The organism is Amycolatopsis sp. NPDC004772 (assembly GCF_053601215.1).
Window position 1 is genome coordinate 1 of record NZ_JBSGBK010000052.1, and the last position, 13,358, is coordinate 13,358.

Consider the following 13,358-nt stretch of genomic DNA (forward strand, 5'->3'; position numbering starts at 1 on the left):
TTGGGGGCGTTCGGTGCGTTGGACGCACCGAACGCCACATTGGGTGCGCTGGACGCAACCAATGCCACATTGGGGCGCTTGCTAGCCCAGGTTGTTGGTGCCGAAGGTGTCGCAGCGCGCGGGTTCGCCGGTCTGGAAGCCGGTGGTGAACCACTTCTTGCGCTGCGCGGACGTGCCGTGGGTGAACTTCGAGCGGTCCACCTGGCCGCCGCCGAGGTTCTCCTGGATGTAGTCGTCGCCGATGCGGGACGCGGTGTCCAGCGCGGAGTTGACGTCGTCCTGGGTGACGTCGGTGATCAGCGGCTTGCCGCTCTCGGTCGGCGTCGTCGAGGCGTGGTTGGCCCAGACGCCGGCGTAGCAGTCGGCCTGCAGCTCCAGCCGCACCGAACCGGACGTCGGGCCGGTGCCGGTGCCCTTGCGGGAGGTGCCGAGCAGGTTCTGCACGTGGTGGCCGTACTCGTGGGCGAGCACGTACGCCTCGGTGAAGAGCCCGCCCTGCGCGCCGAAGCGGGTCTTCAGCTCGTCGAAGAAGGACAGGTCGATGTAGACGTCCGAGTCGGCCGGGCAGTAGAACGGGCCGGTGTCGGAGGTGGCGCTGCCGCAGCCGGTGCGCACGCCGCCGTTGAAGAACTTCGTCGGGGCCTTCTGGTACGTCGAGCCGGAGCGGGCGAACTGCTGCGCCCAGTAGTCCTGGACGGAGTTCACGACCGCGACGATCGCGCAGTCGTGGTTCTTGTTGGCGTCGGCCCCGGTCTTGCACTCGCCGGCGAGCTTCGAGTTGTCGACCTGCTGGCCGGACCCGACGCTGCCGAGCCCGCCGCTCAGGCCGCTGCCGCCGGTGCTGACCCCGCCCAGCTGGGACAGCACGAAGTAGATGATCACGCCGACGATCCCGAGCCCACCGCCGCCGAGCGCCACGCGGCCGCCGATCCCGCCGCCGCCTCCACCGCTTCCGCGCAGGTCCTGGACTTCGGAGGCGTCCAGACCGGCGTCGTCGTCGAATCTCACCCGCAAATGTTAACGAGCCTGGGTGCGGCCGTCGCGCTGACGGGCGCACCCAGGCTTGTACCGAGGTATGTCTTTGGTCGAGCGGTTGGCCGCTTCCTGGGCCGGCGTTCAGGCGCTGTCATCACGGCTTCCGAGGCCGTGACCGGAGCCAGGCCCGACCGACGCCGTATGCGTGATACGCATGGAAGCCCGCTCTCGGCTGTTCACAATCGCGGCCGAACCGGTAGGTGTCCGTTCCGGTCGCGGGGACGCAGCTGGCGGTCAACCGCGAGAATCACCCGCCACACAACCACCTGACCTCTCCTGGCGGAGAGCCGCGCCGTCTACCCTGACCGACCGTCCACCGACAAGCAGAATGCGCCTTTCCCGGCCGAGTCTCAACCTTTTCGTAACCCCACCTTCGGGCGATGTTGCGCCGGGGTTTTCACCGGCCGACGGATCGGCGTCGGAGCGCGCGGTTCGTTGATCAGCGTTCTACGCTGCCTTATGGCCGAGGAGCGTGCGGTGCGGTGGTTGAACGATGCCGAGATGGCGGCGTGGCGCTCCTACGTCGTGTCCACCCTCCTGCTGCGGCAGCGGCTGCACCGCGAGCTGGCCGAACGGCACGAGGTGTCGCTGACCGACTATGAAGTGCTCGTCTGCCTGCAGTCGCAGCCCGGCCGCCGGATGCGGATGTCCGAGCTGGCGATGTACATGGGGTCGACGAAGAGCAAGCTGTCGCACCAGGTGGCCAAGCTGGAGGAGGCGGGCCTGGTCCGGCGGGCGCGTGACCCGGAGGACAAGCGCGGTGTGATCACGGAGGCGACCGACGAGGGCCTGGCGCTGCTGGAGAAGGCGGCGCCGACGCACGTGGAGGGCGTGCGCGAGCACCTCATCGACCTGCTGAGCCCCGAGGAGCAGGCGACGATCGCCGCGGCGTTCGAGCGCGTGCAGGCGCACCTGCTGGAGCCGGAAAACTGAACCCGGGCGCGGCGGGCGCCCGGGTTCTCAGTGCGGTAGCGGTGGGATTCGAACCCACGGAGAGGTTGCCCCCTCGCATGTTTTCAAGACATGTTCCTTCGGCCGCTCGGACACGCTACCTCGCACCACGAGCGTAGCCGACGGCCCGAGGCAACCCGGGCCGCGCCTCCGGCGTGCTCACGGCATGCGCACGCGATGGGACCCGGACGGCCCCGGCTGGGAGCCGGGCACCCGGGGTGCGCCGGTGACGGCGTTCTCGATGGCCTGCCTGGCGCTCGCGCTGGTGTCCTTCGGCGACCTGGTCTTCCTCGCGGCCACGCTGCGGGAGCGGGCCGGTTCGGTGGTGGCCCCGGCGACCGTGGAACGCGTGGTCGACGTGGGCCGGGTCGTCGCGCGCGTCGACGGCCGGCTCATGGACGTGCAGACCCCCACGAGCTACGACCGCCACACCCGCGTCCGCACCGGTCGCGGCTACGTCCGGGGCAGCCGCCTCGAGGTGCGCCACTGGCCTGGCAGGGCCGAGATGGCGACCGACACCGCCGGCGAAGCCCGGCTGCCGGGCACCTGGATCTTCGCCGTCGCGGGCGGCGGGCTGCTGCTCGGCATCGCCGGCCTGCTGGTGCCGGCCCGGCCGCTCAGGACCAGGTCAGCGTGAGCGCGGCACCTTGCGCGCGCCCCGCTTCGGCGGCCGGCGTGCGCGTGGCCGGGTCCAGCGGGTTCTCGCCGACCGCTGCCTTCGACGCCTCGTCCGGCGTGATCAGCGCGACCTGCGCGCCCGCCGTGCGCAGGTCCTCCAGCACCTCCAGCAGTGGCTTCTCCATCGGCAGCGGGGCGTCCGCCCCCAACGGCGAAACCACGGTCACGCGCTGGAAGCCGGCCGCGTAGTCGGCGTTCTCCGCCGAGCGGACGCCGCCGTCGACGTACCGGCGGCCGCCGATGGTCACCGCCGGCCAGACGCCGGGGACCGCGCAGCTCGCCGCCACCGCGTCGACCAGCGGGACGCCGGACTCGCGGTCGAACCGCCGCGGCTCGCCGGTCTCCGCGTCCACGCCCACGATCACGAGGCGCTGTGCCGGCCACTCGTGCACCGGCAGCCGCGCCGAGATCACCGCGCGGCGATCCGCCTCGGACACCGTTTCGGCCGCCAAGGCCAGCTTCCCGACCGCCCGGCGCACCTCGGCCGGGTCGCTCGCGCCGGTGACCGCGCCGCCGAAGTCGGCGGCGAACTTCTCGAAGTCGATCTCGGCCGGGATCTCCGGCGTCTGCAGGGCCGGATCGGCCTGGCGCGCGTACAGCTCGGCCAGCGGACGGCCGCTCGCCACCTGCGCGGCCACGACCGACCCCGCCGACGTCCCGACGAGCAGGTCCGCGCCCGTCAGGTCCTGACCGTGCTCGGCCAGCCCCACCAGCAACCCCGTCGTCCATGCGATCCCGGCGACCCCGCCGCCGCCCAAAACCAGTGCTTGTCCGCCCATGCGGGCAGCCTAACGACGGGGACCGACGATTTCCGGCGGCCGGCGCTACGCTCCAGGCCGGCGAGGCGAGAGGGGCGGCGATGACCGCGAAGATCGAAGGCTTCCACCACGTCAAGTTCCCGGTGAGCGACCTGGCGCGCAGCCGCGCGTGGTACGAGCGCGTGCTGGGGCTCGACGTCACCCACGAGTTCCCGGACGCCGACGGCGTCGTGCGCGGCGTGGCCGGGAGCGTCGACGGCGTGCCGGTGGCGTTGCGCGTGCAGGGGACGGCCGCCGCCGGGCTGGCCGGGTTCGACCCGGTCTGCTTCTCGATCGCCGACCGCGCGGCCGCCGAGGCGTGGCTCGCGCGGCTGGACGAGCTCGGCGTCGAGCACCCGCCGCTGATCGAAGCCACCACCGGCTGGATGGTCCGCTTCAACGACCCCGACGGCACCGAGATCCGGCTCTACAGCGTGTCGAAGGACGACAGAGCCGACCACACCGGCGAGCGGGGTTACGCCCAGCCCGTGCGCTGATTCAGGGCTGGCGCAACGCCTTCGCGGCGATCCGCGCTTGCACCTCCGGACGGCGCAGCGGCGGCACGGTCGCCGGCGGCTGGCGGCGCTCGGGCAGCTCCTCCAGCAGCTGCGCGGTGATCCGGGTGATTTCCGCGACCGCCGCCTCGAACGGCTCGCGGGTGGCGGGCGACAGCGACTGCACGCCGGTGACCTTGCGGACGTACTGGCGGGCCGCGGCCTCGATCTCCTCGCCCGTCGCGGCCGGTTGCAGCCCCCGCAGGGTGGTGATGTTTCGGCACATGCCGCCCAGGGTACGTCGCTGCGGACCACTCGATCACACGGTCGGGTAGGCCGGGGCCGTCGTCGTTGACGCCCGCGGCGGCGCTGGGCAAGGTCGGGGAAGTGCCTCTCAGACCGCGCCCGTTCCGCTCCGCCCGCCCCGAACCCGGCGTCCTCGAAGAAGAACTCCCGGAAACCCCGATCCCGGAACAGGCCTGGCCCCGCGTGCGGGCCGACGAACTGGTCACCCTCGTGGCCCACGTGTTCGCCGCGCACGGTCTCCCCGAAACCCGCGCCCGGATCGCCGCCGAAGCGCTCTGCCACGGCGACCTCACCGGCTCGCCGGAGACCGGGGTCGCCGACCTGACCCGCGTCCACCTGCCGCTGCTGAAGACCGGGCTCGTCGTGCCGCACGCCGAGCCGCTGATGATCGCCGACCGCGGGGCCGCCGCACTGCTCGACTACCGCCGCGCGCCCGGGCTCTGGGCCGTCGGCGACGCCATGGACCGGGCGGTGACGCGGGCCGGCCGCTTCGGCGTCGGGCTCGTCTCGCTGCGCGGCATCGGGCCGTTCGGCCGGGCCGGCCACCACGCCGCCCGCGCGCTGCCGCACGCCATGATCGGGCTGGTGCTGGCCGCGGGCGGCGAGCCCGGCCAGCCGATGAACCCGCTGGGCATGGCCGCGCCGGGCGGCGCGTACCCCGAGTTCGTCTTCGACATGGACCGCCCCGGCGCGGAAGCGGCCGGGCTGACGCTGCTGGTCGAGGTCCTCGCCGGCGTGCTGTCCGGCGTCGCCGACCACGAGCACGACACCGGCCTGCTGGTGCTGGCGATCGCGCCGACGACGCTGCGCAGCGCCGACGGCTTCTACCGCGCGGCGAGCGCCCTGTTCGGCAGCATGCTCGGCTGGGACGGCGGCGCGCCGATCCGCTACCCGGGCTGGCGCGAGGCCCAGCACCTCGAGCAGTGCCGGGCCCTGGGGGTGCCGCTGGCCGGGCCGGTGCGCCGCGAGCTGGACGCGCTCGCCGGGGCGCTCGGCCTGCCACCGCTGACCAGCGTCGGCTGACCCGGCCCGCCCAAACGCCCCAATGTGGCGTTGGGTGCGTTGGACGCACCGAACGCCACATTGGGGCGCATGGAGCCGGGCTCAGTGGACCAGGACGACCTTGCCGCGGTCGGGGCCCACCGCCACGATGTCGCCGTCGGTGAGCTGGCGGCCGCGGCGGGTCTCGACCTCGCCGTTGACCGTGACCTCTTCCGCGTCGATCAGGTCCTTGGCGTGGGAGCCGTCCTCGGCCAGGCCGGCCAGCTTGAGGAACTGGCCGAGCCGGATCGGCTCTCCGGTGATGGGTACGTCGACGGGCTCGCTCATGCCCGCATCATGCCGCCTAGGTGCGGGCGGTCGTCTGCCGGTAGAGCGCCAGGACGTCCGTGTCGAAGTAGCTCGAGTACGACGTGTCGGCGTCGTCGCCGCCGAACTCGAAGCCGCCGATGACGCCGATGACCGTGCCGAGCCGGGTTTCCGGGTTCTGGCCGGTCACCCACGGGCCGCCGCTGGTGCCGGTCGGGAAACCGGCGCAGTCCACCTTCAGCTGGAAGGTGTCCTGCTTGCTGGTGGTGTTCTGGCAGACCGCGGGGACGTCGGAGTCGTCCGGGTAGCCGGTGAGCGTGATCGGCTGCTCGAACGCCGTGCCGGTGGCCAGCAGGTTCGCCCCGACCAGGCTCTCGAGGGGCTTCGTGGTGCCCGCCTGGTGCGCGGTGGCGAAGCCGACGTCGAGGTCCGGGTCCGACGACGCCGTCCAGCCCGGGGCGACGAGCTCGTCCGACACCGTCCAGTAGCCGAACGGCGCGACCCCGTCGTGGTAGCCGGGGGCGAAGGTGACGCCGGTGAGGTAGCCGCCGCCCTCGCCGTTGTGGATGCAGTGGGCCGCGGTCAGCAGCACGTCGCCGCGCTCGCTGTGCACGACGCTGGCCGTGCAGTAGTGCGCGCCCTCGGCGAACAACGCGCCGACCGCGGGACTCGACACCGCGGGCAGGGCGGCCACCGGAGCCGCCTCGACCGTGGCGGCCTCCGGCGTCGTCGCGTCCGCGAGCTGGGCCGGCCGGGCCGCGACGACCACGACGAAGGTGATGCCGAGCAGCACGATCGCGGCGACGGTGAGCAGGACGGCTGGCCGCTGCATGAGCTTCGCCTCCCTCGTCCGGTGCTGCCGACGAGACCACCATAGGGCGACGCACCGACACAATCAGCACACCCACAGCAAGCTCACAGCCGCTACGATTCCCTACTCGGTAGTAACACCGGGTTGTCGGGAGGGCCGATGAAGCAGTTCGCGGACAAGGTCGTGGTGGTCACCGGAGCGGGCTCGGGCATCGGCCGCGCGCTCGCGTGCGAGTTCGCCCGCCGCGGGGCCCGCGTCGCGCTTTCCGACGTCGTCACCGCGAACGCCGAGGAGACGGCGAAGCTCGCCGGCGACAACGCCCGCGCGTACACCTTGGACGTCGCCGACCGCAGTGCCGTGCTCGCGCACGCCGAAGACGTCGCCGACGAGTTCGGCGGGGTCAACGTCGTCGTGAACAACGCCGGCGTGGCGCTCGGCGCGACCGTCGAGGAAATGACGTTCGAGGACTACGACTGGCTGATGGGCATCAACCTCGGCGGGGTCGTGAACGGCACGAAGGCGTTCCTGCCGCACCTGATCGCGTCCGGGGACGGGCACGTCGTCAACATTTCCAGCGTCTTCGGCTTCGTCGGCGTGCCGACGCAGAGCGCCTACAACGCGGCGAAGTTCGCGGTGCGCGGATTCACCGAAGCGCTGCGCGAGGAAATGCTGATCGCGCGGCACCCGGTCGCGGTGAGCTGCGTGCACCCGGGCGGGATCAAAACCAACATCGTGCGCAACTCCCGCAGCGCGGCCGAGGACCAGGAGAAGGCCGCGCAGGGCTTCGAGCGGATCGCCCGCACGACACCGGAGAAGGCGGCGCAGACGATCCTGCGCGGGATCGAACGGAAGTCGGCGCGGATCCTGATCGGACCGGACGCCTACGTCATCGACGCCATTCCCCGCGTGCTCGGCTCGGCTTATCAGCGGCCGTTGGCGGCCCTCGCGCGGCTCGGGTTGAAGGCATAGCGAAGAAACCGAATCATTTTCACGCCGCTCTGTCACTCAATCGAGTTGCGTTTCGGACAGCACCGTCCGAAATGGTCCAGAATGCGTGGGGTCCGCCAGCCCCGTCCCGGAGGTCCCCGATGCTTCGCACCGCACCGCGCAGTGCGACCCGTTCGTCCAGCGACCGCACCGCGGTGGAGCTGCTGGACCGCACCGGCATCGTCGCCGCGAGCCTGCCCCGGCGCCGCCGCACCGACGACGAGGTGGCGCGGCTGGAGGACGCGCCTATCTACACCCGGCCGCCGGTGTGCGACCAGGACCTGCGGCCCAAGTCCGTGGTGATCCGGCGGCGCGCCCGGATCTGGCTCGGCGGCGGGGCCGCGGTGCTGCTCGTCGCGGCCGGCTGGCTGGGTGGCGGCCTCTTCACCGGCGGCCTGTTCTCCCCGCCGGAACGGGACGTCGCCCAGCTCGACGCGCGCCCGGCGGTGGCCGCGGCTCCCGCGCCGGAACCGCAGCCGGTTCCGCAGGCGCCGGTCGTCGTCACGCCCGCGCCGAAGACCGTGTTCGTGCCGGTGCCCGCGAAGCCGGCGCCGAAGCAGGTCCAGGCGCAGGCCAAACCGCAGCCGAAGAAGCCGGTGCCGGACGAGGAGGCCGAGGCGCGGGTCGACCTGCCGCCGTCGGCCGCCCCGTCGTCGGCCCCCAACCCGATCCAGGCCTGGGTCGAGGTCGCCGAGAGCATGGCCCAGCGTTACGGCGGCCGCTGAGTCAGGCCCCTGACCAGCGGTATTCGTGCTCGGGGCGGCCGGTCGCGCCGTAGCGCAGCCGCATCTGGACCGTCCCCGACTCGGCCAGCGCGGTGAGGTACCGCTGGGCCGTCGCCCGCGCCATGCCGAGCTCGCCCGCGACCTCCGCGGCCGACAGCGGCCGCCCCGCCCGCCGCAGCTGCTCCGAGACGAGCCGGGACGTCGCCGTCGACTGGCCCTTCGGTGCGGTCGTGCGGTCCTGGTCGTGCAGCACCCGGTACGCGCGGTCGACGTCGTCCTGGGCCAGCGCCCGGTCTTCGGCGAGCAGGCCGCGGAAGCGCGCGTACGACGTCAGCCGTTCCGCGAGCTGGCGGGTGGTGAACGGCTTGATCAGGTAGTTCAGCGCACCGGCCCGGATCGCGGCGGCGATCGACGCGCTGTCGGTCGCCGCGGACAGCACGATCGTGTCGGTCTGCAGCTCCGGGAGCACCGCGAGGCCGGACTCGTCGGGCAGGTAGACGTCGAGCAGGACGAGGTCCGGCGCGAGCTCCCGGACGCGGGCGCGCGCCTCGGCGGCGGTGTGCGCGGTGCCGACCACCGCGAAGCCCTCGACCTCCTCGACGAACCCGGCGTGCACGCCGGCCACGCGGAAGTCGTCGTCGACGATCAGCGTGCGGATCATCCGTCCTCCGTCAGCGTTCCGGGCAGTTTCGCGACGAACAGGGCGCCCGTCTCGCCTTCGCCGGGGTCGGCCAGCCAGACGTCGCCGCCGCGGGCGCGGGCGGCCTGCCGGGCGAGTGCGAGGCCGAGGCCGTGCCCGGGCGCGATCTTCGTCGAGACGCCCTCGTCGAACAACGTCCGCCGCAGGTCCGCGGGAACGCCGGGCCCACTGTCCACAACGGACACGTGCAGGGTGCCGCCCTCGGCGAGCAGCCCGACCTCCACGGTCGCCGGCCGCCGCGGGCCCATCCGGGCGGCGTGCAGGGCGTTGTCGACGAGGTTGCCGATCACCGTGTTGGCGGCGATCGGGTCGGTCACCGTGGTGGATACCCAGGTGTCTTCAGCGAGCTTGAGCGTGAGGCCCTTTTCCTGCGCCTGCTCGGTTTTCGCGACCAGCAGCGCCTGCAGGTACGGGTCGGCGACGGCGTCGCCCAGCTCGCTCGGCCGCGCCGACGACGAGTCCGTCAGCGTCTGCAGGTACTCGACGGCCTCGGCGTGGTGGCCGAGCTGGAGCAGCCCGTAGAGCGTGTGCAGCCGGTTGGCGAACTCGTGCCGCTGGGCGCGCAGGCCGTCGGAGAGGGCACGGATGCCGTCGAGCTCGCGGGTGAGCGTGTCGAGGTCGGTGCGGTCGCGGAAGGTGAGCACGGTGCCGATCGGCCGGTCGTCCAGGCGGACGGCCCGCGAGTTGATCACCAGCACCCGGTTTCCGGCCACCGCGAGGAGGTTGTCGACCGGCCGCCCCTCCTCGACGGCCTTGTGGACCCGAGGGGAAAGCGACAGTTCGGCCATCGCCGCGCCGATCGGGAGTTCGGTGCCCAGCAGGCGTTCCGCTTCGTCGTTCCGGACCGAGACGCGGTTCGCTTCGTCGACGGCGAGCACGCCTTCGCCGATTCCGTGCAGCACGGCTTCGCGTTCGTAGAGCAGCTCGGTGAGTTCGTGCGGTTCGAGACCGTGGGTGACGCGCCGCAGCCGCCGGTTCAGCAGGGCCGACGCGCCTGCGCCGAGCAGCAGCGCGCCGCCCGCGAACAGCAGCGTGATGGTCAGCAGGCGGTTGAAGTCACCCGTCGGATCGCCGACCTCGAACCCGACGCTGACCTCGCCGACCACGCGGTTTCCCTGCCAGATCGGGGTCTTGCTGCGCACGGACAGCCCGAGCGTGCCGCTCTGCACCGCGCTGACTTCATCCTGTCCGGCGAGGGCGACATCGGGGGAGGTGCTCACCTTCTGGCCGATCAGGCTCTCCGTCGGGTGCGCGAGCCGGATGCCCTTGTCGTCGGTGATCACGACGAAGAGCGCCTCGTTGGCCTTCGTGACGGCCAGAACCCGCTGTTCGAGGGGGCCGCCGGGGAGCTTCGCGGCCGCGTTGGCGACGACGACCGGGTCCGCGGCGACCGACTTCGCGATGGCCAGCGCCCGGCGGCCGTACTGGTCGGTGAGGGTGCGGGAGAGGAGCAGGCTGACCAGGGCGACCCCGAGTCCCACGACCAAGGCGACCACGCCGATCTGCAGCAGCAGCACCTGCCTGCTGAACCGCATCCGCGGGAAGAGCGCCCACTTTGGCATGGCCGGGACCATACCCCCAGGTCAAGCCGGTGCGCTAAATGAGCAAAACATTCAGAACGCACAGCTCGCGCGGAGAACGTCGACAAGCTTCACCTGGGCGCCACGCGTCCTTAACGTCCCTTCCCAACGTGAGCCCCACCACGTGACGAAGGAGTCACCTCCACCATGGTTCCCCCACTGATCGAACTCACCGGAGCCACCAAACGGTTCCCGAGCGGGTCCGGTTCCGTGCACACGGCCGTCCGCGACCTGACCATGACCGTCCAGCCCGGCGAGTTCGTCGCCGTCGTCGGCCCCACCGGCTGCGGCAAGTCGACGACGCTCTCGCTGGTCTCCGGCCTGCAGCCGCCGTCGGCCGGCCGGGTGCGGGTGAACGGCGAGGACGTGAAGTCCATCCCCGACGGGGTCGGCTACATGTTCCAGACCGACGCCGTGATGCCGTGGCGCTCGGTGCTGGAGAACGTCGCGTCCGGCCCGCGGTTCCGCGGGGTGCCGAAGGCCGAAGCCCGCGCGCAGGCCGTCGACTGGATCGCCCGCGTCGGGCTCGCCGGGTTCGAGAAGTACTACCCGCACCAGCTTTCCGGCGGGATGCGCAAGCGCGTCGCGCTGGCCCAGACGCTGGTCACCAAGCCGAAGATCCTGCTGATGGACGAGCCGTTCTCGGCGCTCGACGTCCAGACGCGGGCGCTGATGCAGGACGAGCTGCTGCGGCTGTGGTCCGGTTCGGGGGCCGCGGTCATCTTCGTGACGCACGACCTCGACGAGGCCATCGCGCTGGCGGACAAGGTCGTCGTGCTGACGACCGGGCCGGCCACCGTGAAGGACGTCTTCGAGATCCCCCTGGACCGGCCGCGGAAGGTGGAGGAACTGCGGCTGACCGAGGAGTTCCGCAAGCTCTACGCCGACATCTGGGAATCACTGCGCAGCGAGGTCGACAAGGCCCGTGAGAAGGGAGCGAGCAATGTCGCTTGAGACCCCCGCGGCCACGTCCGCGCCCCTCCCCGTGCTCGAAACCGAGCAGGACATCCTGGCCCGTGCCAAGCAGGCGACCGCCCGCCGCAAGCGCAACATCTGGCTGCTGCGCCTGGCGATCGTGGTCGTGTGGCTGGGCAGCTGGGAGCTGACCGCCACGTACTGGATCGACCCGTTCTTCTACTCGAAGCCGTCGAAGATCTGGGAACGGCTGGTCGAGTGGTTCAGCACCGGCACCGACTTCGGCTCGATCTGGTACCAGATCCTGGTGACCGTCGAGGAAGCCGCGCTCGGGTTCGTCATCGGCGCCATCTTCGGTGTCGTGTTCGGCGTGATCCTCGGCCGCAGCGCGTACCTCGCCCAGGTGCTGGCGCCGTTCATCAAGGCCGCCAACGCGTTGCCGCGCATCGTGCTCGCCGCGCTGTTCGTCATCTGGTTCGGGCTCGGGCTGTCGTCGAAGGTCGCGACCGTCGTCGTGCTCGTGTTCTTCGCGGTGTTCTTCAACGCCTTCACCGGCGCCCGCGAGGTCGACCGCAACCTGATCGACAACGCCCGCATCCTCGGTGCGACCCGCGGCCAGGTGCTGAAGTCGATCGTGCTGCCCAGCGCGACGTCGTGGATCCTGTCGTCGCTGCACGTGGCGTTCGGCTTCGCGCTGATCGGCGCGGTGGTCGGCGAGTACACCGGCGCGAAGGCCGGCATGGGCTTCCTGATCGCCAACGCGCAAGGCACGTTCGACACCGCCGGGGTGTACGCCGGCATGCTGATCATCACCGTCGTCGCGCTGCTGGCCGAGTGGGGGATCAGCACGCTGGAAGGCCGGCTGCTGCGGTGGCGGCCACCGTCCGCCTCCGAAGCCGCGATCAAGGCGGTCTGACATGCGTCTGAAGAGGACAGTCGGGGTGGTGGCCGCGGTCGCGGTCGCCGCCGCCGGGCTCACCGCCTGCCGCGACTCGCGGGAGATCGCGCTCGGCACCACCGGCCAGCCGCACGTCAAGATCATGGTCGGCGGCCTGTCGAAGGTGATCTACCTGCCCGGGCAGCTCGCCCAGCAGATCGGCGCGTACCAGAAGCAGGGTCTCGACGTCGAGCTGTTCGACCAGCCGTCCGGCGCGAACGCCGAGACGTCGCTGCTGGCCGGCGAGGTGCAGGCGGTGGTCGGGTTCTACGACCACACGATCGACCTGCAGGCCAAGGAGCAGTGCATCGAGAGCGTCGTGCAGTTCGCGAACGTGCCGGGCGAGGCCGAGATGGTCGCGACCGCCAAGGCCGGCGAGGTCAGGTCGGGCGCGGACTTCAAGGGCCGCAACCTCGGCGTCACGTCGCTGGGCTCGTCGACGGACTTCCTGACCAAGGCGCTGGCCCTGCGCGGCGGCGTCACGTCGAAGGAGTACACGCCGGTGAAGGTCGGCGCCGGGCAGACGTTCATCTCGGCGATGAACCAGGGCTCGATCGACGCCGGCATGACGACCGACCCGACGATCGCGCAGCTGACGAACACGGGCCAGGCGAAAGTGCTCTACGACATGCGCACGGTCGAAGGCACGAAAGCCGCTTTGGGCGGGTTGTACCCGGCGAGCTCGCTGTACATGGGCTGCGAAATCGTGAAACGCTATCCGGACATCGTGCAGAAACTGGCCAATGCGTACGTCGAGACCCTGAAGTGGATTTCTTCGCACACACCGGAACAGGTGGCCGCGATGATGCCGCCGTCGTTCGCCGGCGGGGACAAGGCGCTGTACGTCAAGTCGCTGCGGGACAGCCTGCCGATGTTCACCAAGGACGGCCGGATGGACCCGGCCGGGGCGCAGAACGTGCTGAAGGTGCTCGGCGAGTCGTCGAGCAACGTGAAGCCGAAGAAGGACAAGATCGACCTGTCGAAGACGTACACGACGCAGTTCGTGGACGCCGCGCACGCACAGGCGCAGCAGTAGCCCCGCTCACCTGACCGGGCGGTAGGTGAGCGATCTGGACCCGTAAAGGCCTCTTTCCCCCGCGGAGGCCTTTACGGGTCTTTTCGGACAATTTAAGA

General features: G+C 71.4%; 16 protein-coding genes and 1 tRNA gene. 9 read left to right on the top strand and 8 right to left on the bottom strand.

Features of this window, described 5'->3' with window-relative positions; all coding sequences use genetic code 11:
• Window positions 1–81: 81 nt before the first annotated feature.
• Entirely contained in the window at window positions 82–1,008 is a 927-nt protein-coding gene (gene ypfJ, locus ACWEF6_RS27130) for a KPN_02809 family neutral zinc metallopeptidase (protein ID WP_449685508.1), read from the bottom strand.
• Window positions 1,009–1,512: 504 nt separating this feature from the next.
• Here ypfJ and ACWEF6_RS27135 point away from each other — a divergent pair.
• Entirely contained in the window at window positions 1,513–1,968 is a 456-nt protein-coding gene (locus tag ACWEF6_RS27135) for a MarR family winged helix-turn-helix transcriptional regulator (RefSeq protein ID WP_396136860.1), read from the top strand.
• Window positions 1,969–2,001: 33 nt separating this feature from the next.
• Here the strand turns inward: ACWEF6_RS27135 and ACWEF6_RS27140 are convergent.
• Window positions 2,002–2,088: transfer RNA gene (locus ACWEF6_RS27140), tRNA-Ser, on the bottom strand.
• Between the two features lie 64 nt (window positions 2,089–2,152).
• On the opposite strand from ACWEF6_RS27140, the gene ACWEF6_RS27145 reads away from it, so the two are divergent.
• On the top strand, window positions 2,153–2,623 hold the full coding sequence (locus ACWEF6_RS27145) for a hypothetical protein (RefSeq protein ID WP_449685509.1): 471 nt from the start codon (window positions 2,153–2,155) through the stop codon (window positions 2,621–2,623).
• Here the strand turns inward: ACWEF6_RS27145 and ACWEF6_RS27150 are convergent.
• The gene (locus tag ACWEF6_RS27150) at window positions 2,604–3,443 is read right to left on the bottom strand and encodes a patatin-like phospholipase family protein (RefSeq protein ID WP_449685510.1); all 840 of its coding nucleotides are present in this window, start codon (window positions 3,441–3,443) and stop codon (window positions 2,604–2,606) included. The two genes, ACWEF6_RS27145 and ACWEF6_RS27150, sit on opposite strands and share 20 nt — an antisense overlap.
• Before the next feature lie 80 nt (window positions 3,444–3,523).
• Here ACWEF6_RS27150 and ACWEF6_RS27155 point away from each other — a divergent pair, with 80 nt between their 5' ends.
• Window positions 3,524–3,958 carry a VOC family protein gene (locus ACWEF6_RS27155; RefSeq protein ID WP_449685511.1) on the top strand — a complete coding sequence of 145 codons (435 nt, stop codon included), beginning with the start codon at window positions 3,524–3,526 and terminating at the stop codon, window positions 3,956–3,958.
• Between the two features lies 1 nt (window position 3,959).
• Here the strand turns inward: ACWEF6_RS27155 and ACWEF6_RS27160 are convergent, their stop codons facing one another.
• Window positions 3,960–4,241 (bottom strand): DUF2277 domain-containing protein, encoded by a 282-nt coding sequence (locus ACWEF6_RS27160; protein ID WP_310968125.1) that lies wholly within the window; start codon window positions 4,239–4,241, stop codon window positions 3,960–3,962.
• A 101-nt stretch (window positions 4,242–4,342) separates the two neighbouring features.
• On the opposite strand from ACWEF6_RS27160, the gene ACWEF6_RS27165 reads away from it, so the two are divergent.
• Entirely contained in the window at window positions 4,343–5,284 is a 942-nt protein-coding gene (locus ACWEF6_RS27165) for an Ldh family oxidoreductase (RefSeq protein WP_449685512.1), read from the top strand.
• Window positions 5,285–5,365: 81 nt separating this feature from the next.
• On the opposite strand, the gene ACWEF6_RS27170 is transcribed toward ACWEF6_RS27165, so the two are convergent.
• Window positions 5,366–5,590 carry an RNA-binding S4 domain-containing protein gene (locus ACWEF6_RS27170; RefSeq protein WP_449685513.1) on the bottom strand — a complete coding sequence of 75 codons (225 nt, stop codon included), beginning with the start codon at window positions 5,588–5,590 and terminating at the stop codon, window positions 5,366–5,368.
• A 16-nt stretch (window positions 5,591–5,606) separates the two neighbouring features.
• Window positions 5,607–6,401 (bottom strand): trypsin-like serine peptidase, encoded by a 795-nt coding sequence (locus ACWEF6_RS27175; protein ID WP_449685514.1) that lies wholly within the window; start codon window positions 6,399–6,401, stop codon window positions 5,607–5,609.
• Window positions 6,402–6,539: 138 nt separating this feature from the next.
• Between ACWEF6_RS27175 and ACWEF6_RS27180 the strand changes: the two genes are divergently transcribed.
• Together ACWEF6_RS27180 and ACWEF6_RS27185 are read left to right on the top strand one after the other, a co-directional pair.
• The gene (locus ACWEF6_RS27180; protein ID WP_449685515.1) at window positions 6,540–7,349 is read left to right on the top strand and encodes an SDR family NAD(P)-dependent oxidoreductase; all 810 of its coding nucleotides are present in this window, start codon (window positions 6,540–6,542) and stop codon (window positions 7,347–7,349) included.
• A gap of 119 nt (window positions 7,350–7,468) precedes the next feature.
• The gene (locus ACWEF6_RS27185) at window positions 7,469–8,092 is read left to right on the top strand and encodes a hypothetical protein (protein WP_449685516.1); all 624 of its coding nucleotides are present in this window, start codon (window positions 7,469–7,471) and stop codon (window positions 8,090–8,092) included.
• A gap of 1 nt (window position 8,093) precedes the next feature.
• On the opposite strand, the gene ACWEF6_RS27190 is transcribed toward ACWEF6_RS27185, so the two are convergent.
• Both ACWEF6_RS27190 and ACWEF6_RS27195 read right to left on the bottom strand, forming a co-directional pair.
• Window positions 8,094–8,753: a response regulator gene (locus ACWEF6_RS27190; protein ID WP_449685517.1), complete on the bottom strand. Its 660-nt coding sequence runs from the start codon at window positions 8,751–8,753 to the stop codon at window positions 8,094–8,096.
• Window positions 8,750–10,327, bottom strand: coding sequence for an ATP-binding protein (locus ACWEF6_RS27195; protein ID WP_449685562.1), 1,578 nt, complete (start codon window positions 10,325–10,327; stop codon window positions 8,750–8,752). Before ACWEF6_RS27195 ends, ACWEF6_RS27190 begins: the two co-directional genes overlap by 4 nt.
• 192 nt (window positions 10,328–10,519) lie before the next feature.
• On the opposite strand from ACWEF6_RS27195, the gene ACWEF6_RS27200 reads away from it, so the two are divergent.
• From ACWEF6_RS27200 to ACWEF6_RS27210, 3 genes are read left to right on the top strand one after another with little or no spacing between them, the layout of a single operon-like run.
• A complete protein-coding gene (locus tag ACWEF6_RS27200) occupies window positions 10,520–11,326 on the top strand; it encodes an ABC transporter ATP-binding protein (RefSeq protein ID WP_449685518.1) in 807 nt (268 codons plus the stop codon).
• Window positions 11,316–12,203 carry an ABC transporter permease gene (locus ACWEF6_RS27205; protein WP_449677395.1) on the top strand — a complete coding sequence of 296 codons (888 nt, stop codon included), beginning with the start codon at window positions 11,316–11,318 and terminating at the stop codon, window positions 12,201–12,203. Before ACWEF6_RS27200 ends, ACWEF6_RS27205 begins: the two co-directional genes overlap by 11 nt.
• 1 nt (window position 12,204) lies before the next feature.
• Window positions 12,205–13,260, top strand: coding sequence for an ABC transporter substrate-binding protein (locus ACWEF6_RS27210; RefSeq protein WP_449685519.1), 1,056 nt, complete (start codon window positions 12,205–12,207; stop codon window positions 13,258–13,260).
• Window positions 13,261–13,358 lie beyond the last annotated feature (98 nt).

What these genes read in the sequence shown, in the direction of transcription:
- ACWEF6_RS27155 (WP_449685511.1), top strand. Translation starts at nt 3,524, where the DNA reads ATGACCGCGAAGATCGAAGGCTTCCACCACGTCAAGTTCCCGGTGAGC.
- ACWEF6_RS27210 (WP_449685519.1), top strand. Translation starts at nt 12,205, where the DNA reads ATGCGTCTGAAGAGGACAGTCGGGGTGGTGGCCGCGGTCGCGGTCGCC.
- ACWEF6_RS27180 (WP_449685515.1), top strand. Translation starts at nt 6,540, where the DNA reads ATGAAGCAGTTCGCGGACAAGGTCGTGGTGGTCACCGGAGCGGGCTCG.
- ACWEF6_RS27185 (WP_449685516.1), top strand. Translation starts at nt 7,469, where the DNA reads ATGCTTCGCACCGCACCGCGCAGTGCGACCCGTTCGTCCAGCGACCGC.
- ACWEF6_RS27200 (WP_449685518.1), top strand. Translation starts at nt 10,520, where the DNA reads ATGGTTCCCCCACTGATCGAACTCACCGGAGCCACCAAACGGTTCCCG.
- ACWEF6_RS27170 (WP_449685513.1), bottom strand. Translation starts at nt 5,590, where the DNA reads ATGAGCGAGCCCGTCGACGTACCCATCACCGGAGAGCCGATCCGGCTC.
- ACWEF6_RS27160 (WP_310968125.1), bottom strand. Translation starts at nt 4,241, where the DNA reads ATGTGCCGAAACATCACCACCCTGCGGGGGCTGCAACCGGCCGCGACG.
- ACWEF6_RS27150 (WP_449685510.1), bottom strand. Translation starts at nt 3,443, where the DNA reads ATGGGCGGACAAGCACTGGTTTTGGGCGGCGGCGGGGTCGCCGGGATC.
- ACWEF6_RS27145 (WP_449685509.1), top strand. Translation starts at nt 2,153, where the DNA reads ATGCGCACGCGATGGGACCCGGACGGCCCCGGCTGGGAGCCGGGCACC.
- ACWEF6_RS27195 (WP_449685562.1), bottom strand. Translation starts at nt 10,327, where the DNA reads ATGCGGTTCAGCAGGCAGGTGCTGCTGCTGCAGATCGGCGTGGTCGCC.
- ACWEF6_RS27175 (WP_449685514.1), bottom strand. Translation starts at nt 6,401, where the DNA reads ATGCAGCGGCCAGCCGTCCTGCTCACCGTCGCCGCGATCGTGCTGCTC.
- ACWEF6_RS27190 (WP_449685517.1), bottom strand. Translation starts at nt 8,753, where the DNA reads ATGATCCGCACGCTGATCGTCGACGACGACTTCCGCGTGGCCGGCGTG.
- ACWEF6_RS27205 (WP_449677395.1), top strand. Translation starts at nt 11,316, where the DNA reads ATGTCGCTTGAGACCCCCGCGGCCACGTCCGCGCCCCTCCCCGTGCTC.